15 protein-coding genes and 1 tRNA gene are annotated in these 16,942 nt (G+C 69.9%); 10 read left to right on the forward strand and 6 right to left on the reverse strand.

The window, feature by feature from the left end; all coding sequences use genetic code 11:
• Positions 1 to 27 precede the first annotated feature (27 nt).
• The 5 genes from FOF48_RS29955 (at position 28) to FOF48_RS29975 (ending at position 5,404) form a co-directional block, all read left to right on the forward strand.
• The gene (locus tag FOF48_RS29955; protein ID WP_143907203.1) at positions 28 to 1,317 is read left to right on the forward strand and encodes a CapA family protein; all 1,290 of its coding nucleotides are present in this window, start codon (positions 28 to 30) and stop codon (positions 1,315 to 1,317) included.
• A 284-nt stretch (positions 1,318 to 1,601) separates the two neighbouring features.
• Positions 1,602 to 2,693, forward strand: coding sequence for a peptide chain release factor 1 (prfA, locus tag FOF48_RS29960; RefSeq protein ID WP_143907205.1), 1,092 nt, complete (start codon positions 1,602 to 1,604; stop codon positions 2,691 to 2,693).
• Entirely contained in the window at positions 2,690 to 3,553 is an 864-nt protein-coding gene (gene prmC, locus FOF48_RS29965) for a peptide chain release factor N(5)-glutamine methyltransferase (RefSeq protein WP_143907207.1), read from the forward strand. The genes prfA and prmC overlap by 4 nt, the downstream gene beginning before the upstream one ends.
• Before the next feature lie 51 nt (positions 3,554 to 3,604).
• Positions 3,605 to 4,876: a UDP-N-acetylglucosamine 1-carboxyvinyltransferase gene (gene murA, locus FOF48_RS29970; protein ID WP_143907209.1), complete on the forward strand. Its 1,272-nt coding sequence runs from the start codon at positions 3,605 to 3,607 to the stop codon at positions 4,874 to 4,876.
• Positions 4,877 to 5,011: 135 nt separating this feature from the next.
• Entirely contained in the window at positions 5,012 to 5,404 is a 393-nt protein-coding gene (locus FOF48_RS29975) for a zf-TFIIB domain-containing protein (RefSeq protein ID WP_143907211.1), read from the forward strand.
• Between the two features lie 34 nt (positions 5,405 to 5,438).
• Here FOF48_RS29975 and FOF48_RS29980 read toward each other — a convergent pair whose 3' ends face one another.
• A complete protein-coding gene (locus tag FOF48_RS29980; RefSeq protein WP_143907213.1) occupies positions 5,439 to 6,284 on the reverse strand; it encodes a discoidin domain-containing protein in 846 nt (281 codons plus the stop codon).
• Positions 6,285 to 6,470: 186 nt separating this feature from the next.
• Between FOF48_RS29980 and FOF48_RS29985 the strand changes: the two genes are divergently transcribed.
• From FOF48_RS29985 to FOF48_RS29995, 3 genes are all read left to right on the forward strand, one after another.
• A complete protein-coding gene (locus FOF48_RS29985) occupies positions 6,471 to 8,402 on the forward strand; it encodes an ABC transporter substrate-binding protein (protein ID WP_143907455.1) in 1,932 nt (643 codons plus the stop codon).
• 142 nt (positions 8,403 to 8,544) lie between these two features.
• Positions 8,545 to 8,617, forward strand: a tRNA-Gly gene (locus tag FOF48_RS29990).
• A gap of 151 nt (positions 8,618 to 8,768) precedes the next feature.
• Positions 8,769 to 9,116, forward strand: coding sequence for a hypothetical protein (locus FOF48_RS29995; protein WP_143907215.1), 348 nt, complete (start codon positions 8,769 to 8,771; stop codon positions 9,114 to 9,116).
• 34 nt (positions 9,117 to 9,150) lie between these two features.
• Here FOF48_RS29995 and FOF48_RS30000 read toward each other — a convergent pair whose 3' ends face one another.
• Positions 9,151 to 10,434, reverse strand: a complete 1,284-nt coding sequence (locus FOF48_RS30000; protein ID WP_143907218.1) for an agmatine deiminase family protein — start codon at positions 10,432 to 10,434, stop codon at positions 9,151 to 9,153.
• A 249-nt stretch (positions 10,435 to 10,683) separates the two neighbouring features.
• Positions 10,684 to 11,418, reverse strand: a complete 735-nt coding sequence (locus tag FOF48_RS30005) for a 1-acyl-sn-glycerol-3-phosphate acyltransferase (RefSeq protein ID WP_255442856.1) — start codon at positions 11,416 to 11,418, stop codon at positions 10,684 to 10,686.
• A gap of 297 nt (positions 11,419 to 11,715) precedes the next feature.
• Here FOF48_RS30005 and FOF48_RS30010 point away from each other — a divergent pair, with 297 nt between their 5' ends.
• Both FOF48_RS30010 and FOF48_RS30015 read left to right on the forward strand, forming a co-directional pair.
• On the forward strand, positions 11,716 to 12,606 hold the full coding sequence (locus FOF48_RS30010; protein WP_143907222.1) for a hypothetical protein: 891 nt from the start codon (positions 11,716 to 11,718) through the stop codon (positions 12,604 to 12,606).
• Between the two features lie 27 nt (positions 12,607 to 12,633).
• The gene (locus FOF48_RS30015; protein ID WP_143907224.1) at positions 12,634 to 13,668 is read left to right on the forward strand and encodes a PA0069 family radical SAM protein; all 1,035 of its coding nucleotides are present in this window, start codon (positions 12,634 to 12,636) and stop codon (positions 13,666 to 13,668) included.
• Between the two features lie 30 nt (positions 13,669 to 13,698).
• On the opposite strand, the gene FOF48_RS30020 is transcribed toward FOF48_RS30015, so the two are convergent.
• From FOF48_RS30020 to FOF48_RS30030, 3 genes are all read right to left on the reverse strand, one after another.
• Entirely contained in the window at positions 13,699 to 13,947 is a 249-nt protein-coding gene (locus tag FOF48_RS30020) for a GlsB/YeaQ/YmgE family stress response membrane protein (RefSeq protein ID WP_143907226.1), read from the reverse strand.
• 29 nt (positions 13,948 to 13,976) lie between these two features.
• Positions 13,977 to 16,112 carry a M13 family metallopeptidase gene (locus FOF48_RS30025; protein ID WP_143907227.1) on the reverse strand — a complete coding sequence of 712 codons (2,136 nt, stop codon included), beginning with the start codon at positions 16,110 to 16,112 and terminating at the stop codon, positions 13,977 to 13,979.
• 230 nt (positions 16,113 to 16,342) lie between these two features.
• On the reverse strand, positions 16,343 to 16,906 hold the full coding sequence (locus FOF48_RS30030; protein ID WP_143907229.1) for a chalcone isomerase family protein: 564 nt from the start codon (positions 16,904 to 16,906) through the stop codon (positions 16,343 to 16,345).
• Between the last annotated feature and the right edge of the window lie 36 nt (positions 16,907 to 16,942).

Below are 16,942 nucleotides of genomic sequence, written 5' to 3' on the forward strand. Positions count from 1 at the left end.
GGTGCAAGGTAGAGTTTCCCCTTGCCCATGCGCCACGCCGCCTTGCTGCTCCTGCTGTCGCTCGCCGCCTGCCATCCCCGCCCCGCGACGCCCGCGCCTCCACCCCCAGGGCTGACGACGCCCCCGCCCGGGACGGAGCCGGCTCCAGGGGGCACCCAGGGCGCCCCGGGCGGGTCCACTACCGGACACCCGGACGGTCCCCCGGACGGCCAGTCCCCCGCGAGCGCCTCCGGACGGCCTGCCGGGCCCGCACCCGCCCGCCCGGTGACGCTGGTGGTGGGCGGCGACGTGACGGTGGGGTACCACTACGAGGAATACTTCGACGCGCAGGTGGCCCAGGGCCGCTCGCGCGAGGAGATGTTCGCGTACGGCCTGCGCGAGGTGATGCCCATCGTGGACTCCGGCGACCTGTTCGTCGTGAACCTGGAGTGCCCGTACACGGACAGCACGCAGAAGCTGCCCAAGAACTTCAACTTCAAGGCGCGGCCGGAGCTGGTGAACGTGCTCACCGCGGGGCGCGTGGGCGTGGTCAGCCTGGCCAACAACCACATGATGGACTACGGCGCGCAGGGGCTCCTGGACACCCTCACCGCACTGGAGGCCGCGCGCATCCCCTATTTCGGCGCGGGGCGCACCCTCGCGGAGGCCCGCCGCCCCGCCCTCCTCGACGTGGGGGGCCAGCGCATCGCGTTCCTGGGCTACTTCTTCCTGGGCTCGCGCAACATCGAGCCGCCCCAGGTCTACGCCACGGACACCACGCCGGGCGTGGCCGGGCACTTCTCCGACGTGGAGGTGATGGAGCGGATGCTGCGCGAGGACATCGCCGCGGCGAAGGCCCGGGCGGACCTGGTGCTGCCCTTCTTCCACTGGGGCATCGAGGGCAACACCACCCCGGAGCCGTACCAGGTGCGGCTGGCGCACGCGGCCATCGACGCGGGCGCCGCGGGCGTGCTCGGCAGCCACCCCCACGTGCTCCAGTCCATGGAGCTCTACCGGGGCAGGCCGGTGCTCTACTCGCTGGGCAACTTCGTGTTCGGCGGGAACTGGAATCCCCGGGACAAGCGCAGCGTCCTGTGGCGGGCGCGCTTCGATTCCACGGGTTATCTCTCCAGTGACGTGCTGCCCCTCAGGACCGACCGCTATCCCGAGTTCCCCGTCCAGCCGGTGCCCGTGACGGGTGCCGAGGCCGAAGGGGTGATGACGCTGCTGCGCACCGCGTCGCAGGCCCCCGGCCTGGAGCGGATGCTTCCGGCCCTGGAGGCGGGGGAGCCTGGGGCCCGGCCGCTCCCCTCCTCCAGTGTCCGAGGGGGGGAGTAGCCTTCGTGCCTACTTGTTGTTGCGCTGGCCGCGCTTGAAGCGCGTGCGGCGGCGCTTCAGCTGCGCCTTCCGGGTCTTGGCGCGGTTCTTGAGCTTCTTCTTGGAACGATTTCCCTTCTGTGCGGCCATGTTGAAGGACTCCGTGTTGAGCGTGAATCGAGCCGCACCGGGCGGCGACGGGGGGCGTTCTTACATGCCACTGCCCGCACGGCCAAGGTTTTCCTTGACGCCCTCGGCCCTTGCCACGGGGCGGCCAAAGGGGCAAGACGCCCCGGGACCCACGCATGATTGACAAATTGGAAGAGGTCGAGCGCCGCTTCGAGCGGCTCACGGCCGACCTGTCGAACCCCGATATCCTCGCCGATACGGCGAAGCTCCAGAAGGTGTCCAAGGAGCGCGCCGGGCTGGAGCGGCTCGTCGAGACCTTCCGGAGCTACCGCAAGGTGCTGGCGGACCTGGGCGAGGTGGAGGCGTGGCTGTCCAGCGCCGACCCCGACGAGAAGGCCTACGCGAAGGAGGCCCTGCCCGGCCTGAAGGCGCAGCGCGAGGAGCTGGAGGCGTCGCTCAAGATCCTGCTGCTGCCCAAGGACCCCAATGACGACAAGAACGTCATCCTGGAGATCCGCGCGGGCGCGGGCGGCGACGAGGCCGCGCTCTTCGCGGAGGAAGTGATGCAGATGTACCTGCGCTACGCGGACCGCCGGGGCTGGAAGGCGGACATCGTGGACATGAGCGCGGGCAACGCCGGCGGCGTGAAGGACGCCACGGTGACGCTGTCCGGCGACGCGGTGTTCAGCAACCTGAAGTACGAGTCCGGGGTGCACCGCGTGCAGCGCGTGCCGGCCACGGAGACGCAGGGACGCATCCACACCTCCACCATCACCGTGTCGGTGATGCCGGAGGCGGAGGACGTGGACGTGCAGGTGAACCCGGCGGACATCGAGATGCAGGTGATGCGCTCCACGGGCTCCGGCGGCCAGAGCGTCAACACCACGGACTCCGCGGTGCGCCTCATCCACAAGCCGTCCGGCATCGTGGTGAAGTGCCAGCAGGAGAAGAGCCAGGGGAAGAACCGCGCCATGGCCATGCGCATGCTGCGCGCGAAGCTCTACGAAATCGAGCAGGAGCGCATCCGCAACGAGCGCGACTCCATGCGCCGCGGCCAGGTGGGCACGGGCGACCGCAGCGAGAAGATCCGCACGTACAACTTCCCGCAGGACCGGCTCACCGACCACCGCATCGGCCTCACGGTGCACAACCTGCCGGCCATCATGGTGGGCAACGTGGACGAGGTCATCACCGCCTGCCGCACCCACTACCAGGCCGAAGCCCTCAAGGCGCAGACGGGCGGCGGGCGGCCCCCCAGCGAAGCATGAGCGACGTCTGGACGATCCGCCGGGTCCTCACCTGGACGACGCAGCACTTCGAGAAGCGCCAGGTGGACGCCCCCCGTCTCACGACGGAGATCCTGCTGGCGCACGTGCTCAAGACGGGCCGGGTGCGCCTCTACGTGGACCTGGACCGCCCCCTGACGAAGGACGAGCTGGGGGCCTTCCGCGCGCTCATCGAGCGCAGGCTCGCGGGCGAGCCCACCAACTACCTGACGGGCGCGAAGGAGTTCTACAACCGCCCCTTCAAGGTGGACGCGCGCGTGCTCATCCCCCGGCCGGAGACGGAGCTGCTGGTGGAGGCCGTGCTGCACGCGGTGCCCAAGGACGCGCCGTCGCGCGTGCTGGACGTGTGCACGGGCTCCGGCTGCATCGCCATCAGCGTGGCGGCGGAGCGGCCCCAGGCCACGGTGCTCGCCACCGACCTGTCGAAGGACGCGTGCGCGCTGGCGCGTGAGAACGCCCAGGCCCTGGGCGTGGGCGAGCGCGTCCGCGTGCTGGAGGGCGACCTGTTCGCGCCCCTGCCCCCGGACGCGACGTTCCGGGTGGTGGTGTCCAACCCGCCGTACATCGACTCCGGGGACATCGCCGGGCTGTCGGCGGAGGTGCGGCGCGAGCCCCGGCTGGCGCTGGATGGCGGACCGGATGGCCTGGCCGCGCTCCGGCGGGTGATTCAGGGCGCCCGGCGGGTGCTGGAACCTGGCGGGCTGCTTGCATTGGAGATGGGGGAGACCCAGGGCAGCGCCGTCCTGGAGCTCCTGCGGGCCGCGGGGTACGCGGACGCGAGAGTGGAGAAGGACCTGGAGCGGCGCGAACGCATGGCGTTCGGGACACAGCCCGCGGCCTGAGGGCCACGGCCGTGAGGCCCGGAAGCAGCACGGAAGAAGGCACGCAAAGACATGGACAAGATCGTCATGAAGGGCGGCACCGCGCTGCACGGCGAGGTGGAGGTCTCCGGCGCGAAGAACGCGGCGCTGCCCATCCTGGCCTCCGCGCTGCTGGCGGACGGCACGAACACCTTCCGCAACGTGCCGGACCTGGCGGACGTGGCCACGATGCTGGAGGTGCTCCGCACGATGGGGTGCGAGGCCGCGCGGCTGACGGGCAAGAAGGCGGACACGTGTGAGATCAGCATCGCCGGGGAGATCACCCCGGAGGCCCCCTATGAGCTGGTGAAGACCATGCGCGCCAGCGTCCTGGTGCTGGGGCCGCTGGTGGCGCGCTTCGGGCGGGCGCGCGTGTCCATGCCGGGCGGGTGCGCCATTGGCGCGCGCCCCATCGACCAGCACCTGAAGGGCCTCAAGGCGCTGGGCGCGGACATCCACCTGACCGAAGGCTACGTGGAGGCCCGGGCGAAGCAGCTCAAGGGCGGCATGGTCAACTTCGACGTCATCACCGTCACCGGCACGGAGAACGTGATGATGGCGGCGGTGCTCGCGAAGGGCCGCACGGTGATGGAGAACTGCGCGCGCGAGCCGGAGGTGGAGGAGCTGGCGCGGGTGCTCAACAAGATGGGCGCGAAGGTGGAGGGCGCGGGGACGTCCGTCATCACCATCGAGGGCGTGGAGTCGCTCAACCCGGTGGACCACGCCATCCTGCCGGACCGCATCGAGGCGGGCACGCTGCTGGTGGCGGCGGCCATCAGCGGGGGCAACGTGCTGGTGAAGCACGCGCGGCCGGAGCACCTGGACGCGGTCATCGACAAGCTGCGTGAGGCCGGCTGCACCCTCACCGCCGAGGGTGGCGGCCTGCGCTGCAAGGCGCCGAAGACGCTCAAGTCGGTGAACATCACCACCACGGAGCACCCGGGCTTCCCCACGGACATGCAGGCGCAGTTGATGGCGCTGATGACGGTGAGCCACGGCACGTCGGTCATCTCCGAGAACATCTTCGAGAACCGCTTCATGCATGTGCCCGAGCTGCACCGGCTGGGCGCGGACATCACCATCCAGGGGCACACCGCGGTGGTGAAGGGCGTGAAGGCGCTGAGCGGGGCGCCGGTGATGGCCACCGACCTGCGCGCCAGCGCGTCGCTCATCCTGGCCGGCCTGCGGGCCGACGGGCACACCGAGGTCAGCCGCGTGTACCACCTGGACCGCGGGTACGAACGCCTGGAGCGCAAGCTGCGGGGCCTGGGCGCAGACATCCGCCGCGTGAAGGAGCGTGCCTGAGCCCTGGGGGCTGCCTGACGGCACGTTGACAACAGAAGCTGCGGCCCGGGTTGCATCCCAATTTTTGGGCGACCTATCATTCTCCATTCACCGGGGAGCACCATTGCTCCCCCCTTCAGGAGAACGAGCCGCCCCATGAATTGCCCCGGTTGCAACGCCGAAATGACTGATCTCGAAGGAGATCACGAGACGTTGCGGGAATGTAAAGAGTGCGGCGGGTTGTGGATCGATGTCGCGGATCTGAATCGGATCCTCCTTCACAACAACCTTCCGGGGCTGGAGGGCCAGGGCGGGAAGATGGACGCCGAGGCCCTGACCGGTCAGTGCCCCGACTGCCAGGTCGACCTGGTGCGCTACGTCGGCGGCGACCGGCAGCACCCCTTGCAGTTCGACACCTGCGAGTCGTGCGGCGGCATCTTCCTGGAGTCCGAGTTCGCGGACGCGGCGGACACCGAGGCGGCGGAGAAGAAGATCATCGAATTCTTCCGCGCCTTCAGCGCCAAGCTGAAAGCCAAGGCCGCCATCTAGGCGTCAGCCGGGCCCCTCGAGCGCCCGGACGCCCTCACGGCTGGCCGCGGAAGGTGCTCCCCCACTCCTCGGGGAGCGTCCCGTCCAGCGACAGCGCGGCGGCCGCCTTCGGCCCCTCGCCGGCGGGCGTCCGCTCGAAGCGGGCCGCCACCTTGCCCTTCTTGGGGATGTCCAGCGTCACGCGGTTGCCCGTCACGGTGTAGGTGCCGGTGACGACCGTGGTGGGCTCGGGCGTCTCCAAGGGCTCCAGCGAGAAGCGCCAGGTGCCATCCACGAAGAAGGACAGGAAGCGCTCCGGGGCGCCCTCGTGGCCGCCGAACCAGGTGCCCACGAGCGGGGCCACGCGCGCGTCGTACTTGAAGCGGGTGGCGAGCGCGGGGCCGTTGAGCGGCTTGCCGCCCGAGTAGAGGATGAGGTCGGTGATGCACACCGGGGCGTCGTCCTTCGCGCCTGGGAAGCGGTCCGCCACCTCCAGGGTGAAGCGCGCGCCGAACAGCGGTTGGGACAAGGGCACGGCCTGCAGGCCGCGCTTGTCCTGCACGGTGACGCTGCGGGAGGCGTCCACGCTGGTGAGCGTGAACTTGCGCACCCGGCCGTTGGCCTTGAAGGCGTCGCGGGACGTGCCGTCGCCCGTGTAGACGCGCACCTCGTCCAGGGTGACGGGCTCCTTGAAGCCGATGAAGACGTGCGCGGGCTTCGCCCCTTCCACGCACCACGCGGTGGTGTCCCGGCCGTCCAGCAGGTTCAGGGGCACGTAGTGCTCCGGGTGCGCTTCCTGGTCCACCCAGGTCTCCGCCTGGGCGTAGCCGGGCGCGGCCGGCGCGGCGGCGAGGACGGACGGGGACACGAGGAGCAGGGAGGCCAGGGACAGGCGTCGCATGGGTGCATCTTGGATCGTCCCCGGCCCGGGGCTCCAGTCCGGGTGCGCACCTTCCGCCGCCACCGGACCCGGGGCCCGGCCATGTCGGAGAGGGCTCCGGATGAAAGAGGCCCGGCGCGGGTTGGGGTGCTTGACACCCGGACACGCCCAGGCCGACAAGGCGGACCGACCGAGGAGGAAGACGTGATGCGACGTTGGGGCTGGGTCTGTGTGCTGGGGCTGGGGATGGCCGCATGCAAGAAGGACGTGCCGCCGGAGCCGCCGGACGCGGGCGCGGTGGAGACGGGCCCCACCGCCCTCACGGAGCAGGAGCCCAACGAGCGGCCCGACCAGGCGCTGGCCCTCACGCGCGACAGCGTGGTGACGGCGGGGCTGGCGGCGGAGCCCAACAAGCTGGACGAGGACTGGTACCGGCTGGCCCCTGGCACCCCGCGCATCGCGGACGTGACGGTGTCCGGCCTGCCGGGCGGGGACATCAAGCTGGACGTCTACGACCAGGACCGCAACCGGCTGGTGGGCGTCAACAGCGAGGGCGAGGGCAAGGGCGAGCGCCTCCCCAACCTCTATGTGGAGAAGGAGCGCTGGGTGGTGGTGTCGCCCGCGCGCAAGGGCATGGGCGGCGCCTACACGTTGGAGGTGAAGTACCGCCAGCCCAACGATGGCGAGGAGCGGGAGCCCAATGACCGCGCCGTGGACGCCGCGGCCCTGCCGCTGGGGCAGACGGTGACGGCGTACCTGGGGCACTCGGGGGACGAGGACTGGTACCGGGTGGAGCTGCCCGGCCCGGGCGAGCCCCCCGCCCAGGACAGCGGGGCGCAGGCCCCGGGCACGACGCCCGCGGCCCCGGGGGCGCCGACGCCGGCTCCCACGGGCGCGGCCATCCCGCCCCCGTCCGTGCCGGACGAGACGCCGGTCATCGATGACAGCACGGCCCCCTCCCCTGCCCCGGAGGGCACCTTCGCGGGTGGGGAGCCGCCGGCGGCGAAGCCGGAGCACGCGGGAGAGCTCGCCGGTGAGCTGGCCGCCGCGGCGGTGGATGCGGGCGTACCGCCCGAGCCCGAGGTCCCCTCGGTGGCGCTGAAGATCGAGCTGTCCGCCGTGGAGGGCGTGCGGCCGGAGATCTCCGTCCTGTCCGCCGCGGAGGCGCCGCTGTTCACCCTTCAGGGCAAGGAGGGCGAGCCGCTCGCGCTGCGCAACATCGGCGTGAGGGCCACGGACCGGGTCGTCTACGTGGTGGTGAAGGGCGGCTGGGTGGGGACGGGCAAGGCGCAGCGGCGCACGTACAACGCGCAGGTGCCGTACACGCTGACCGTGTCGCAGGAGGAGGCGGGGGCGCACGCGGAGCTGGAGCCCAACGACGAGCTGTTGAAGGCCACGCCGCTGACGGGCGCAGGCTACCGCGAGGGCTTCCTGTCGCCCAAGTCGGACGTGGACAACTACGTGCTGACGACGCGCGAGCCGGTGCTGGCGAAGGTGGAGCTGTCGGGCGTGGACCGCCTGGACCTGACGTTGTCCATGGTGGAGCCGCCGCAGGGGGACGGGCAGAAGGAGACGGTGCTGCTGAAGGCGAACGACGGCGCCATCAAGGAGCCGGAGCGGCTCAACAACGTCGCCTGCAACGGCACCTGCTACTTCCGGGTGGAGGGGTCGTTCCGCAAGGTGAACGGCAAGTTCGTGAAGGACTTCGAGAACGCGGACCAGCCCTACCGCATCACCGTCACCACGGTTCCGGACAACGGGAGCGAGGAGCGCGAGCCCAACAACACGCCGGACCGCGCGCAGGACCTGACGCTGGGCAAGGCGGTGCGCGGCACGGTGTATCCGGCGAAGGACGTGGACTACTTCCGGGTGGACCTGTCCGACCGGCCGGTGCGCACGGCCATCACCGCGACGCTGCTGGGCATCCTCAAGGTGGACGTGGGGCTGTACCTGCACCGCGTGCAGCCGGACGGGAAGCTGACGCTGGTGCAGACGTCCGACCGCGCCAAGGGCGACCAGCCGGAGACCATCCGCTACAGCGCGGAGCCCGGCGTCTACGTCTTCGAGGTGCGCGACTCGCGCAACCGCGAGGCCAACTTCCAGGACTCGTACCAGCTCACCGTCGAGGAGGGGGAGTAGCGCCCGCGGGGCGGCGAAGCCTGGGTCGCCCCGCGCCCTGCCTCGGATTCGAAGCGATGGCAGGGTGGAGGACACCGCCACTTCTTCCGGTTGACAAGGCCAGGCCTCGCCCCTACTTTGGGCCCTGCTTCGCGCGTCGCCTGCGGTGGTAGCTCAGTTGGTAGAGCACGAGCTTCCCAAGCTCGGGGTCGAGGGTTCGAATCCCTTCCGCCGCTCACTCATCAAGGCCGGTAGTTCTTGAGGAAACTCAGGGCTACCGGCCTTCGTGTTTCCGGGCCCCGCGAATGCTCCAAATCCAGGCGCCGTGAGCGGGAATGGTATGTGGCCCGCGCCAGCGTGTTCGATGGCTGGCGCGAGAGGTGCGGCATGGGCAAGACAGCGCAGAGCAACGAATCCCCATTCGGGCTCCAGAAGCTCCTCCCGCGGATGATGACCGAACCCGGAGCTCCCGCTCGTGCCATCACGGCGGCTCGGGAGCTCCTTGAACTGGATGAGCGGCTCGATCACTGGTTCCTGACCGTGGCCAAGCCGACACTGGGTCCCGAGAGGCTCCTCGCGGTGCTGGAGGAGTCCGAGCAGGTGGAAGACGCGATCCAACGGGCCTGGGATGCCCGGCAGGTGGCGGGCTGGGAGCCCGTCTGTCTTTCTCTGGAGTCCGGGCTGGAGAAATTCAGCGCGACCCTGAAGTCCGCCCCCAATCCAGGCCCCGTTTGACGCGGGCCCCCAGCGTCTGCCGTGGGGGCCGCGCTCAGGGCAGCAGCGTCTTCGCGAGCCGGTGCAGTGAGCCCTGGCACGGGATGACCGTGTCAGAGGGGATGGGGACCACCTTCACCGCGCCTGGACCGAAGTCGCGATCCAGCGCCCACTGATAGGTGGCGAGCGCCTCCTGCTCCTGTCCCTGGAGGCGGTGCGCCTGGGAGGCCGGCGCCCAACGGTAGACGGGCACCGCCATCACATCCCCCAGACGGATGGAGTTGAGATACGTGGCCCAGACGCGGGTGTTGGTGCCGTCGCACTCCCGGACGCGCCCGGGTTCTCCCAGGCAGGAGTCGCCGACGTCCTGGCAGTAGGGCGTAGGCATGGGGATGCGTACGACGTCGTAGCCCAGGTCCGCCAGCCGCCGCGCGTTGCGGTCCAGGATGGCCGCGTTGACGGCGTCGTCGCGGACGTCGTAGCGGCCGACGAGCACCGTCCTGGCGGACAGCACCGCCATCCACATATCGATGTGGTCGATGACGCCTCCCGCCAGCGACTCCAAGGTGACGACGTCGCAGCCGTGCGCGCGGCCGATGACTTCATTCGTCTCCTCCTCCGAGTAGCACCATTGCGTGAAGCAGTTGCTCGCATTGGTGTCACGCCGGGCGCGGAAGCACCGGCCCGCGCCGTCCGTCAGCAGGTTGCTGCCCGACAGCACCACGGCGGGCCGGTCCACGGGGATGCTCCTGTACCAACCCAGGTCGCCTGGGATTCGGTCTGCATGCTCGTAGAGCACGAAGCTGAAGCACTGGAAGGCCTGCATGGGACGAAGGACGTTGTCCACGTAGCGCTGCTTCCCATCCGGGCCCACCACGACATCCGGCCCGAAGTCGCGGATCCACGCAGTGTCCACCTTGAAGGGGATCAAGTCGACCGCCCAAACCTGCGCCGGGCTCGCGCCCGCTTGTGAAAGGCATTGGCGAATCCCCGCGTGGAGCGACTCCGCCGCGACCACATGCACCGGGATGCGCCCCAGCGCGGCGAAGATGAGCGCGAGCTGTTCCGGACGGTCGCAGCCCTGCCCCTCCCAGCTCAGGAGCAGTGAGCCGGGGAGTTCGTGCTCGGCCGGGAAGCGCAGGCCCGCGGGAGATGGGGTGAAGCCATAGCGCTCCGGGTAGCACTCCCACTGGTATGGGGCGGCGACTCCGTCCAGGGCCTCCCCTTGGCCGTGCGACGCCGGGTCCCCCGCGGGCAGGGGCGCCTCCTCCACGACCTGTTCGCAGCCAAGGCTCAACCCCAGCCAGGCACAGAGCATCCAGACGTTCCTCTTCGTCATGTCCACCCTCGAGTCATGAAGAGGCCGTGCCCAGACCCCATCATGGGGCCGGCACTCCCCTCCACAGGGGGTTCGCCGTGACACGTCGGCCCGGGTCCAATGAGCAGTCAATTGATTGCCGGAAGCAATCACTCATCCACGAGGAAGCCGCCTGGACTGACAGCGCGGACCGCTGGCCTTTGACATGCAATGAATGCCAGTCATGGACAATGCCTGACGCGCCGTGGGCTTTTCACCGGCGCGTGAGGCTCAACGTTCGGCTTCCATGCGCGCCTTCTCGCGGACGATGAGGTCGCGCACGTGGTCGCGCAGGGCGTGGACGTCCCCAGCGAAGCCCTCCGGGTCGATGGGCTCCAGCACGCGCACGCGGGCGTGGACCGCCTGCTGAAGGATGAGCCCGTGCTTGGGCATGGTCCGCGCGGTTCCGGTGAGGACCACGGGGATGATGGGGCAGCGCTGCTGGATGGACAGCGTGAAGGCGCCGTCCTTGAAGGCCTTCACCTCTCCGTCCTGGGAGCGGGTGCCTTCGGGAAACATCAGGATGGGGACGCCGCGCGACAGCCAATACTCACACCCGGCCATCATCTGGATGATGCTCGCGCGGTCCCCGCGGATGAGCGGCACATAGCGGTTGAGGCGCATGTTCCAGCCGATGAGCGGCAGCTTGAAGTTCTCCGCCTTGGAGACCCACTTGAAGGGCCGGTAGAGGCCGAAGAGGACCAGGATGTCCCCCAGCGACTCGTGGTTGGAGACCAGCACCGCCGCGCCCTTCCAGGGCAGGCGTTCGCGGCCCTCCACCCGCAGGTGCCACATCGGGTTCACGTAGAAGTACAGCTGTGCCCAGAAGCACGAGTACAGGTGAAGCACGCGCCCATTCGCGTCAAACGGGCGGGTGAGCGCCCACAGCAGGAGCGCTCCAAGGAACAACACCCCGCTGGACAGCGCGAGGAAGGTCCAGAACGCAATCGAGATGAGGATTCGGATAGCCCCCACTCTGTCATGGATGTGCGGCTCCACACCCCGTAGGTGAGCATTCGTGACGCCCGGCGCACGACAAGGGCTTGCTTCGTGCACGAATCCAGCCCGGGGCCGCGCAGCGAATCGTCGGAAGGCATCCGGCCCTCTGGCTGTCCCTCCCGGATCGCCCGTGATGTCGCGCACGTCCCTCGCCCCGGGCTGACGAGCGAGGCGCCCGCCGCCCTCCTCCCCTGGCGTGACTCGGGGCCGGCCCCCTACCCTGGAATTCTGAGATAATCCGGCCAGCCCCTGCTCCGAGCCATCATGCTCCCCATCGCCCGCAACCCGTCTCCCGCCATCTCCGCCCGCCCGGTCCCCCGGGAGCCCGCGCCTGCCTACGTGCAGCAGTCCACGCCGGCCCCCACCCGGACGCCGGGGTACTCCTCGGAGAGCCGCTTCGAGGACGCCCGCGCGCGGCCGGTGGCGCTGGACCTCCAGTCGCTCCCCGGCGCCGCGTGGGTGAACCGGACGCTGGACAGCTACAACCGCGTCCAGGAGATGCGGAGCACCGGTGTCCAGCCGCGCTCCGCCTTCCCCTTCTATGGGCCCACGCGCCAGGCGGAGCTGCGCACCGTTCCTCCGGAGCGGCAGGCCGACGTCAACGCGCGGGTCCGGGGCATGCTCGATGAGCAGCTCTCGCGGCTGCGCCCCGAGGACCAGCAGCGGCTGCGCCCGCTGGTGGACGCGGTGGGCACGCCCGGGTTCTACGAACGGGTCGCGGAGTTGGACACGGGCAACGCCGGTGCCTGGCGGCAGATGGCCGGCGTGCAGCGGTCCTTCGCGGCGGGGGAGGCGAATGAGTCCCCCACCACGCGCGCCTACAGCGAGTCCATGCGCCTGACGCTCCACGCGACGGCGGTGCTCCAGTTCGCCGGGGCCACCGGCCGGGTGCTCCCGCGCGACGAGTACACGCAGTTCATCCGCAACCACGCGACCGCCTTCCATGAGAACGGCGGCTCCTTCACCAACCTCCCCATCGGCGTCTCCGGCGCGGTGGAGATCCTCCGCAACACGCCCCTGGAGATGGCACCTCACCTCCCCTCCCTCCTGGGAGCGGCCATCGACCCGCTGGGTGACCGCGACACCCGCACCGCCGCGGAGATGGTGCGCCGGGCCCGCGCGCAGGTCATCGACGGCCGCCAGCCCCTTGACTGAACAGGCATTCAGCCGCACCGTTGCTGGGTGAAGGCACGCCCCGTCGACAATCCGCCCAACCCCTGGGCCAGCACCGCGGTGGAGTACCTGGATGAGATTCCTCCCGCGAAGCTGGAGGTCTGGGAGGACCACAGCCGCTCCATCGTGGCGAGCAACGACAGCCCGGACGTGTGCTTCAGCTGGAGCGTCAACCCGTACCGGGGCTGCCTCCACGCCTGCGCCTACTGCTACGCGCGCCCCACGCACCAGTACCTGGACTTCGGCGCGGGCACGGACTTCGAGACCCGCCTCGTCGTCAAGCCCCAGGCCCCGGAGCTGCTGCGTGAGGCCTTCAACCGCCCGTCGTGGAAGGGCGAGACCGTCGTCTTCAGCGGCGTCACCGACTGCTACCAGCCCCTGGAGGCCTCGCTCCGGCTCACCCGGCAGTGCCTGGAGGTCTGCGCCGAGTACCGCAACCCCGTGGGCATCATCACCAAGGGCGTGCTGATCGAGCGCGACCTGGACGTCCTCCAGCGCCTCGCGACCGAGGCCCGCCTGTTCGTGAGCATCAGCCTCCCCTTCCACAACGAGGAGCTGGCGCGCGCCATGGAGCCCGTCGTCGCCACCCCGAAGCGACGCCTGGGCACCATCCGCAAGCTCACGGAGGCCGGCATCGACGTGGCGGTGTCCGTGGCGCCCATCATCCCCGGCCTCAACGACGAGGACATCGCCCGGGTCCTCGCGGCGGCCAGGGAGGCCGGGGCCACGCGCGCGCACTACACGCTGCTGCGGCTTCCCGGGCCGGTGCAGGCCGTCTTCGAGGAGCGCCTTCGCGCGAAGCTGCCCCTGCGCGCGGAGCGGGTGCTGCACCGCATCCGCGAGACGCGCGGCGGGGAGCTCACCGACAACCGCTTCAAGCACCGCATGCGCGGCGAGGGCCTGTACGCCCAGACCATCCACCAGCTCTTCGCGACGGCGGCGCGCAAGGTGGGCATGCGCGCCTCGTCCGTCACGGAGGCCGCGCCGGACACCTTCCGGCGTCCCGCGCGGCCGTCCACCTCGCCCCAGCTGTCGCTCTTCTAGGCGACGCCGGGGCGCGGGGGCCGCCTCAGGCTATTTCCGGAGGGCTTGCAGGACGGACAGCAGGATGACCGCGCCCACGGTGGCCACCAGCAGCGAGTACACGTTGAAGCCCGTCACGCCCCGGCCACCGAAGAAGCTGAACACCCACCCGCCCACCATCGCGCCGACGATGCCGGCGATGATGTTGGCGAACATCCCCATGCGGGCGTTGGTGCCCTTGATGATGCTGGCCAGCCAGCCCGCGATACCGCCCAACACCAGCCACGAGCAGAGTCCCATGCCGTCCTCCCACAGGTAGGGCCGGAGCCTTACCAGACCTCACAGCGGTTCGCAGCGGGCGCCACCATCTTGGCCCCCTCCTGGCAGGAGAAGGCCTGCTGGAACTGCGGCAGGTTCGTCACCGGCCCGTTGACGCGCAGGAAGGCGGGCGAATGCGAATCCGTCAGCGCCCGCTGCCTCGCCGCTTCATTACGAATCTTCGAGCACCACGATTGCGCGTGCGCGAGGAAGAACTGCTGCCCCGGCGTGAAGCGGTAGGACTCCACCTTCGCCTGCTGGTCCGGGTGCTTCACCAGGTAGGCCTCCATCGCCGCGTACGCCAGCTTGAGGCCGCCCAGGTCCGCCACGTTCTCGCCCAGGGTGAGCTTGCCGTTCACCTTCACGTCGTCCACCGCCGTGTACTGGTCGAACTGGTTGCGCACGCACGCCACGCGCTCGCGGAAGGCCTTGTCGGACGCCGGGGTCCACCACGTGCGCAGGTTGCCGTCCGCGTCGAACTGGCGGCCCTCGTCGTCGAAGCCGTGGGTGATTTCGTGGCCCACCACCATGCCCATCGCGCCGAAGTTCACCGCCGCGGAGGCGTCCCGCCCGAAGAAGGGCGGCTGGAGGATGCCCGCCGGGAAGACAATCTCGTTGGTCGCCGCGTTGTAGTAGGCGTTCACCGTGGGCGGCGACATGAACCACTCGCTCTTGTCCACCGGCTGCCCCACCTTGCGCAGCTGGCGGGCCTGCTCGAACGCGTCCGCCGCCAGCAGGTTGTCCAGGAACGAGTCGCGCTTCAGCGCCAGCCCGTCATAGCGGCGCCACTGGTCCGGGTAGCCAATCTTGTTGGTGATCTGCTTCACCTTCACCAGGGCCTGCGCCTTGGTGGCGGCGTCCATCCACGTGAGCGTGTCCAGGTTGCGCTCGAAGGACTGCTCGATCTGCTGGACCATGTCCAGCGTGGTGGCCTTGCCGTCCGCGCCGAAGGTGCGCGCGATGAAGGGCCGCGCGAGCGCGTGCGGCAGCGCTTCGTCGGTGGCCTCCACGCACTTCTTCCAGCGCGTCAGGTCCGCCTTCGCGCCGGTGAGCACCGTCGACTCGAAGCGGAAGAACTCGTCGCGCACCGCCTTGGGCAGCGACTCCCGCACCGCGCTCACCAGGTGGAAGGAGAGGTACGGCCCCATGTCGGGCGGGCGCTGCTGACGCACCAGCGCGGAGACCTCCGCGAAGAACTTCGGCTGCGTCACGTTGAGCGCTTCGCCCGCGGGCAGGCCCACCTCCGCGAAGTAGGTGTCCCACTGGAAGGCGGGCGCCAGCTGCTTCAGGCCCTTGCGCTCCAGCCGGTGGTAGACCTTCTCCGGCTCGCGCGTCTCCTCCTTGGGCATCCGCGCGGTGGCGAGCCGGGTCTCGATGGCGAGGATGCCCGTGGCCTTGCGGCTGGCGACGAAGGGCGCGTCGCCCAACAGCTCGAACACCTTCTGCACGTGCGCCTGATAGGCCGCGCGCGCCTCGCGCATCTTCACGTCCGGCTTCAGGTAGTAGTCGCGGTCCGGCAGCCCCAGCCCGCCCGCGTCCACCACGGCGATGACCTGCGTGGCGTCCTTCTGGTCCTGATCCGACGCCACATGGAAGAGCGCGTTCACGTCGCGCGCGTGCAGCCACGCCACCGCCTTCGCCACGTCCTGCGGGGTCTTCAGCGCGGTGAGCTTCTTCAGGTACGCGCGCAGCACGGGCAGCGACTGCTCCAGCTTCGCCTCGTCCATGCAGGCGCCGTAGTAGTCGCCCAGCAGCTTGTCGTCCGGCGTGTTCTCCCCCTGCCCTTCCGCGGCGCGCGTGAGGATGTCGCGCAGCACGGTCTGGTTGCGCTCGGCCACGGTCTCGAAGCCGCGGCTCCAGCGCGCGCGCTCGGCGGGGATCTCCGTGGCCTTCAGCCAGCCGCCGCACGCGTACTTGTAGAAGTCGTCACAGGGGTTCACCGACGGATCCATCACCGCGGCGTCCAGCCCGGGAGGCACGGGACGCTCCGCCATGGGCACGGAGGCCTGCGCGGAGGCCGGTTCGACTGGAGCGGCGGCGGCCACGGGGGCCGGGGGGGTGGCCCGGGGCGGCTCGGGGGTGGGCTCCGCCGTCTTGCAGGCGGCGCCAAGGACACAGGAGGCGGCGAACAGGGCCAATCGCTTCAAAGCAGTCTCCAAGCACGAGCGAGGGGTGGGTGCAACTCGGCGCGCATCAACGCCCGATGCGCCAGGGCATTCCAGGGGCAGCTCACGCGCGTCTGACAGGGGCGCCGTGGGCTGTCCACCATTGAAGCAGGGACGACGTCACCGTTAAAACAGCGGCGCCCCTCGCGACGACCCTCCGTGAAGGAGGGACGCCCTCGGGGCGCGACACCGCTTCCAGGGACGCGGCCTCGTCAGTCTTCCTTGCCCAGCATCCCGTCCTTCAGTCCGCCATCCACGGGCTCCTTGCCCAGCCACACGGAGAAGAGCGCGTCCGCGAAGTCCTTGCCCTCCACGTCGATGGACTTGCCATCGCTGGTGTGCACGTTCGTGCCCTTGCCAGGGATGTACGTGAGGACCAGCTCCTCCCCCTCCTTCACCTCCGCCGGGATGGCGTTCTTGAAGGTCTCCAGTCGCGCCTGGAGCTTGGGCAGGTTCGCGCCGGCGTTCTTCTTGAAGCCGTTCTCGATGGCCTCGGTGATCTGCTCCTTCTTGAGGTCGCGCTTCATGAACATGCGCACGCGCTTGATCTCATCCGCGTTGAGCAGCGCCGTGGCGTCCTTCGTGGGGTTCTCCACGTAGAGGCCGACGGTGTAGACCTTGAAGATGGCCTTCTTGCGCAGGCCGACACCGTTGAGCTTCAGCTCCTTGCCGTCAACGGTGGCGGTGTCGGGGTACTTCACCCCCGCGATCTCCTTGGCCATGACAGGCGCGGCGAGGGTCAGCGACAGCAGCACGGCGGTCAGCGTCTTCTTCACGAAATGCCTCCAGGTGGGTACGCGCAATGTCGACGT

It is taken from the genome of Corallococcus sp. Z5C101001 (assembly GCF_007352635.1).
Classification (GTDB): Bacteria; Myxococcota; Myxococcia; order Myxococcales; family Myxococcaceae; genus Corallococcus; species Corallococcus silvisoli.